Below are 6,031 nucleotides of genomic sequence, written 5' to 3'. Positions count from 1 at the left end.
GGCATGCGCTCGATCGAGCACGTCAAGCGCTTCACCACCAACGGCATGGCGACCGACCAGGGCAAGACCTCCAACATGCACGGCCTGGCGATTGCCGCCGAGACGCTGGGAAAGCCGATCCCGGAGGTCGGCCTGACCACGTTCCGTGCGCCCTATACGCCGGTCACCTTCGGCGCGATCGTCAGCCATGCGCGCGGTCCGCTGTTCGACCCGACGCGCAGAACCGCGATCCATCCCTGGGCCGAGGCGCAAGGTGCCGTGTTCGAGGATGTCGGCCAGTGGAAGCGCGCCTGGTATTTCCCCAAGGCGGGCGAGGACATGCATGCCGCGGTCGACCGCGAATGCGTCGCGGTGCGCAAGACGGCGGGCCTGTTCGATGCCTCTACGCTGGGCAAGATCGAGGTGGTTGGGCCGGATGCGGCCAAGTTCATGGAACTGCTCTACACCAACCCATGGGAGAAGCTGGAACCCGGCCGCTGCCGCTACGGCATCATGCTGCGCGAGGACGGCTTCATCTATGACGACGGCGTCGTCGGCAGGCTGGCCCCCGACCGTTTCCACGTGACGACGACGACCGGCGGCGCGCCGCGCGTCATGAACCACATGGAGGATTATCTCCAGACCGAGTTCCCGCATCTCAATGTCTGGCTGACCTCGATCACCGAGCAGTGGGCTGTCATCGCCGTGCAAGGGCCGAGCGCGCGGAAGATCATAGAGCCCTTGGTCGAAGGCATCGACATGTCCGACGAGGCGCTGCCGCATATGTCGGTGCGTGAAGGCAAGATCTGCGGCGTGCCGACGCGGTTGTTTCGCATGTCGTTCACCGGCGAGCGCGGCTTCGAGGTCAATGTGCCGGCCGACTATGGCCAGGCGGTCTGGGAAGCCCTGTGGGCCGAGGGCCAGAAGCATGGTGCGGCCGCCTACGGCACCGAGGCGATGCACGTGCTGCGCGCCGAAAAAGGCTACATCATCGTCGGCCAGGACACGGATGGCACGGTAACGCCGAACGACGCCGGGCTCGACTGGGCGGTCGGCAAGAAGAAGACCGATTTCGTCGGCATCCGCGGCCTGACGCGGCCGGATCTGGTCGCCAAGGGCCGCAAGCAGCTGGTCGGCCTCAAGACCAGGGACCCCAAAGTGGTGCTGGAAGAAGGCGCGCAGGTCGTCGAGGATCCCAAGCAGGCGATCCCGATGAAGATGATCGGCCATGTCAGCTCGAGCTATTGGTCGGAAAATTGCGGCCGCTCGATCGCATTGGCGCTGGTCGCCGGCGGCCGCGACCGGATGGGCGAGACCCTCTATGTGCCGATGCCGAATGGGGTGATCGAAGTGGAGGTTACCGGCATGGTATTCTTCGACGAGACGGGAGGGCGCCTCAATGGCTAAGGCCGCTGCAAGGAAGACGGCTCCGGCCGCATCGCCTTCGGTCGAACGCCGTCCGGCGCTGGCTGGGCGCAGCACCACTGCCGCCGCCGTCAAGGTCGAGGTGCTGCCGTCGGCCGAGCGCGTTTCACTGCGTGCGCCGGAGGCTTCGGCCGCAGCGCTTTCGAAGGCGCTCGGCGTGACCTTGCCGAACAAGCCGAAAACCTCTGCCGCGAAGGGCGGGCGCACCGTCTTGTGGCTCGGTCCCGACGAATGGCTTGTGATCGATGAGGCCGGCAACGATCCGCTCGCCGATTGCGCCAAAGTATCCGCGCTGCATTCGGCGGTCGGCGTCTCGCATCGCAACATCGCGATATCGGTGACGGGCCCTGGGGCAGCGGCGACGATCAATGCTGGCTGCCCGCAGGACCTGTCGCTCGACGCCTTCCCGGTGGGCGCAGCGTCGCGCACCATCCTGGGCAAGACCGAGATCGTGCTGCTGCGCACAGCCGCCGATGCCTTCCGGGTCGAATGCTGGCGTTCCTTCTCGGACTATGTCTTTACTTTCCTGTCCGAGGGATCGCGCGACGCTGCGGTCTGAACTCGGAACGTTTTGCAGGGCACGCTCGTTCTGCATCCGCACGCCGAGGGAGAATGCCGATGCCGTCGAATTCCGCACCGAAGTCGCCGGTCATAAAGACATCGGCCGTCCGCTCGCTCGAACATGAGCGACATGAAGCCCCGAGCGCCGAAGAGGAACTCGAGGAAGGCCTCGAAGACACGTTCCCGGCCAGCGATCCGATATCCATTACCGGAACCGCCATCCCCGGCGCCCCGGCGAAACCGGGCACGGCCAAGACCGTGCCGGGGCGCAAGAAGCGCAAGACGTAGTATTCCATCGGGCCAGGCGGCATCGGCACCTTCTCAATCCCTTTTGACATGCTATTTAAAGCGCTTTGGGAGATGAAAATGCCGACAAAAGCGATCGTTTGGGGCGAGAATGTCCACGAGCAGACCAATGAAGCCGTGCGCGACCTCTATCCCTTGGGCATGCATGGCACCATTGCCGCCGCCCTCAACCAGGACAAGGGCATCGAGGCGACCACCGCCACCTTGCAGGAGCCCGAGCACGGCCTGAGCGAAAAGCGCCTGGCGGCCACCGACGTGCTTTTGTGGTGGGGCCACGCGGCGCATGGCGAGGTCAAGGACGAGATCGTCGAGCGGGTGCAGAAGCGGGTGTGGGAAGGGATGGGCTTGATCGTGCTTCATTCCGGCCACTACTCGAAGATATTCAAGCGGCTGATGGGCACGCCCTGTTCGCTGAAATGGCGCGAGGCGGGCGAGCGCGAGCGCGTCTGGGCGATCAACCGCGGCCACCCGATCGCGCAAGGCATCGGCGAGTGCCTGGAGATCGGCGAGACCGAAATGTATGGCGAGCCCTTCGCCGTGCCGGAGCCGCTGGAGACGGTGTTCGTCTCCTGGTACGAGGGTGGCGAGGTGTTCCGGTCCGGGCTGACCTACCAGCGCGGCGCGGGACGGATCTTCTACTTCTCGCCCGGCCACGAGACCTATCCGATCTATCACAATGAGGGCGTGCAGCAGGTGCTGCGCAACGCCGTGCACTGGGCGCACAACCCGGCGCCGGCATGGTCCGGCATCACCAATGCGTCGAACGTGCCGACGGATGCGGCCAAGGAGAAGATCGTGCAGAAGGGGCTGCGCCTGCATGCCGACGGCGACAAGGGCCTGAGTTGATTCGGGCCTGAGCTGATTGGGGTGTGAGGTGGCTGGGGGCCTGAACTGATGCATCGAATTCTTCTGCTCGGCACCGGCGGCATCGCCGGACATCATGTCGATGAGTTTGCCGGGATTCCCGGCTGCAGCATCGTCGCTTGCGTCGATCAGGTGCCTGGCCGCGCGGCGGCGTTTGCCGCCGTCAGCAAGATCGGCGAATCTTTCGAGAGCCTGGAGGCGGCGATCGCCTGCGGTCAGTTCGATGCCGCCATCAACGCGACGCCGGATGGTGCGCATATGGCAACGACGCTGGCGCTGCTTGCCCAGGGAAAGCATGTGTTTTGCGAAAAGCCGCTGGCGCCGAACCACGCCGACGCGCTTGATATGACCGAAGCGGCCGAGGCTGCAGGGGTGGTCAACATGGTCAACCTGACCTATCGCAACTCACCGGCGATCCATGAAGCGCGGCGCATGGTGCTGGCCGGCGAGATCGGCGTGTTGCGCCATGTCGAGGCAAGCTACCGGCAAAGCTGGCTGGTCAGCCAGTCGTGGGGCGACTGGCGGGTCGAGGACAAATGGCTCTGGCGCTTGTCGAGCCGGCACGGTTCGACCGGTGTGCTGGGCGATGTCGGCATCCATATCCTGGACTTCGCCACCTATGGCGCCGGCCAGGATATCGTCAGCCTGCATGCCGATCTGGTGACGTTTCCGAAGGCCGAGGGCGAGCGCATCGGCGACTATGTGCTGGACGCCAATGACAGCGTGGCAATGACGGCGCGGCTCAGTTCCGGTGCGCTCGCTACGATCGTGGCGAGCCGCTACATGACCGGCCACGCCAACGATCTGTCGCTGGCCCTGCACGGCACCAAGGGCGCCATCAGGGTCGAAACCGACGGCAAGGCATCGAACCTGTCGGCCTGTCTCGGCGGCGATGTCGATCTTCAGCGCTGGCAGATCTTGGCGCTGCCCAGTGTCAAGCGCAATGCGCGACGCTTTGCCGATGCGCTGGATACAGGCCGGAATGGCGATCCGTCGTTCCGGCGTGCCGCGGACATGCAAAAGCTGATCGACGCGGCCTTCGAGAGTTCAGCGGCGAAGCTGCCGGTTTCGGTCGGCTGAAGCTGGCCGGCTTGTGCCGGCCAGACGCGATCTTTGCTGATGTCAAAATGCGCTTGGTACAATCCACGGATTGATGCTGATGCCGAGCCGCGGGCCCTTGCCTTCAGCGGTATTTTGCGTGGCACCCTTCTTCTCGACCGAACCGGTCGAAGCGCAATCGAGCTTCACGTTGGTCCTGGTGTCAACGCAGGCCGCCACCGGCGCATGCTTGACGGGATGGGTGGTGTTGGCGGCGAAGGCCGAGCCCGAAAGTGCCAGCACGGCGGCGAGGGTGAGGAGTGTCTTTTTCATTGTCAGTCTCCGGTTTCCGGGTCGAATTCAATTCGTACCGACGGGTGAATTTCTCTCGTACATGTACGATACGCTGTACATATACGCCCGTCGATCGCGAAGTTCAAGGAAAACCGTACGCGTACAATAAATTTTTGTTAACCAAGAACCCCCAGGTCTGGAGGGGAATACACAAAACCAGGAAACGGCGTTCAGCAGTTGACCGGTGTCTCGGTCAGCGGCGGGACGTTTTGCGTGCTGAGCGTGGCGAGCGTGAAATCGCACATCCGCTTCACGAAGGCCTGCGGATCGCCGAAGGGGTAGAACGGAAAGGTGATGAGCAGCGAGATCGTGCCGTGGCCGACCGCCCACAGCATGGTGGCGATGGCGCGCGGATCGCCCTGCAATTTGCCGGCGGCGACGCAGGCCTCGACCCTGCTGATCAGCACCTTCATAGCAGGGTTGCTCTCCTCCATTTCATTGTAGCCTTCCGGCAGCTTGGTCTTTTCGGTCATGAACACGGTGCGGTATTCGTTGGGATTGCCGAGTCCGAAAGCGGCATATTCGGTCATCACCGCCTGCAAGGCCTCGATCGGATCATCGGATGGATGCTCCTCGATGCGGCGGGCCAGCGTCTCGAACGCATCCTCGGCCAGAGCGAACAGGATGTCCTGCTTGTCGGCGAAGTAGGAATAGACAGACATCGGGGCGTAGCCGACCCGCTTGGCCAATTTGCGGATGGTCAGGCCTTCATAGCCTTCTTCCTGGACGAGCTTGTGCGCGGCCTCGACAAGTTCGGAGCGCAGTTCGGCCTTTTGCTTCTCGCGGCGTGTCTGGACGCTCTGCGGCAAGATCTGGTGCCTTTGGTTGGTTGGTGGCTGGCTAAATTATATACGCTGTACGGAAACGGACAAGGGCACGGGAAGTTCCCAAGCGGTATGCTTCGGATCGTGCCGACGCTTGTCGAGGTTGGCGGCACCCGTGATCAGCACCTTTGCTCCGTCAAAGCGGCCCATCACGCCTCCTTGTCGATCAGCTTCGCGGCAAGGCGCGAAAGCAGCTTTACCGCCTCGCCATAGGTCCGGGCCTTTTCCGGATTGGAGGCGTTGCCGTCCAGCGCCCGCTTGTAGACGCCCTGGCAAATCGCGGCCAGCCGGAAGAAGGAAAAGGCGAGGTAGAACGTCCAGTTGCCGATACCGGTGAGCCCGCGCCGCCGGCAGTAGGCGGCGACGTAGTCCTCCTCGGAGGGCAGGCCGAGTGCGGAACGGTCGACACCGCCCAGGCCGCGAAAGCCGGAAGCGTGCGGCAGCCGCCATTGCATGCATTGATAGGCGATATCGGCGAAGGGGTGGCCTGATGTCGACAATTCCCAGTCGAGCACCGCCAGCACCTTCGGCCGGTCCGGCGCGAAGATCAGATTGTCCAGCCGGTAGTCGCCATGCACCAACGAGATCCGGCCGTCATCGGCGGGCATACGCGTTTCCAACCAGGCAATCAGCCGGTCCATGTCGGCGACTGCGTCAGTCTCCGAGGCGCGGTACTGGCT

The 6,031-nt window shown here is 63.7% G+C and carries 8 protein-coding genes; 5 read left to right on the top strand and 3 right to left on the bottom strand.

What is annotated here, in order from left to right; all coding sequences use genetic code 11:
- The 5 genes from EN984_RS19355 to EN984_RS19335 all read left to right on the top strand — a co-directional run.
- Positions 1 to 1,386 (top strand): glycine cleavage T C-terminal barrel domain-containing protein (locus EN984_RS19355; protein WP_281057320.1); only part of this gene is annotated, 1,386 nt, incomplete at its 5' end.
- The gene (locus EN984_RS19350) at positions 1,379 to 1,963 is read left to right on the top strand and encodes a sarcosine oxidase subunit gamma (protein ID WP_127271189.1); all 585 of its coding nucleotides are present in this window, start codon (positions 1,379 to 1,381) and stop codon (positions 1,961 to 1,963) included. The genes EN984_RS19355 and EN984_RS19350, both read left to right, overlap by 8 nt.
- Before the next feature lie 59 nt (positions 1,964 to 2,022).
- The gene (locus tag EN984_RS19345) at positions 2,023 to 2,253 is read left to right on the top strand and encodes a hypothetical protein (protein ID WP_127271190.1); all 231 of its coding nucleotides are present in this window, start codon (positions 2,023 to 2,025) and stop codon (positions 2,251 to 2,253) included.
- 78 nt (positions 2,254 to 2,331) lie between these two features.
- The gene (locus EN984_RS19340) at positions 2,332 to 3,117 is read left to right on the top strand and encodes a ThuA domain-containing protein (RefSeq protein WP_127271192.1); all 786 of its coding nucleotides are present in this window, start codon (positions 2,332 to 2,334) and stop codon (positions 3,115 to 3,117) included.
- A gap of 48 nt (positions 3,118 to 3,165) precedes the next feature.
- Entirely contained in the window at positions 3,166 to 4,215 is a 1,050-nt protein-coding gene (locus EN984_RS19335) for a Gfo/Idh/MocA family oxidoreductase (RefSeq protein WP_127271394.1), read from the top strand.
- A 42-nt stretch (positions 4,216 to 4,257) separates the two neighbouring features.
- Here the strand turns inward: EN984_RS19335 and EN984_RS19330 are convergent, their stop codons facing one another.
- The 3 genes from EN984_RS19330 to EN984_RS19315 form a co-directional block, all read right to left on the bottom strand.
- Entirely contained in the window at positions 4,258 to 4,506 is a 249-nt protein-coding gene (locus EN984_RS19330) for a DUF680 domain-containing protein (protein ID WP_127268964.1), read from the bottom strand.
- A gap of 191 nt (positions 4,507 to 4,697) precedes the next feature.
- Entirely contained in the window at positions 4,698 to 5,336 is a 639-nt protein-coding gene (locus EN984_RS19325; protein WP_127268963.1) for a TetR/AcrR family transcriptional regulator, read from the bottom strand.
- A 164-nt stretch (positions 5,337 to 5,500) separates the two neighbouring features.
- A partial coding sequence (locus EN984_RS19315; RefSeq protein WP_164765531.1) for a phosphotransferase occupies positions 5,501 to 6,031 on the bottom strand: 531 nt, incomplete at its 5' end.

Origin of the sequence: Mesorhizobium sp. M7A.F.Ca.CA.004.12.1.1, from assembly GCF_003997835.1 — a bacterium.
Classification (GTDB): Bacteria; Pseudomonadota; Alphaproteobacteria; order Rhizobiales; family Rhizobiaceae; genus Mesorhizobium.
This window is presented reverse-complemented; position numbering and strand designations above follow the sequence as displayed.

Bases quoted from the DNA above. Each gene is read 5' to 3' on its own strand.
- EN984_RS19350 (WP_127271189.1), top strand. From the start codon at position 1,379: ATGGCTAAGGCCGCTGCAAGGAAGACGGCTCCGGCCGCATCGCCTTCG.
- EN984_RS19345 (WP_127271190.1), top strand. From the start codon at position 2,023: ATGCCGTCGAATTCCGCACCGAAGTCGCCGGTCATAAAGACATCGGCC.
- EN984_RS19340 (WP_127271192.1), top strand. From the start codon at position 2,332: ATGCCGACAAAAGCGATCGTTTGGGGCGAGAATGTCCACGAGCAGACC.
- EN984_RS19335 (WP_127271394.1), top strand. From the start codon at position 3,166: ATGCATCGAATTCTTCTGCTCGGCACCGGCGGCATCGCCGGACATCAT.
- EN984_RS19330 (WP_127268964.1), bottom strand. From the start codon at position 4,506: ATGAAAAAGACACTCCTCACCCTCGCCGCCGTGCTGGCACTTTCGGGC.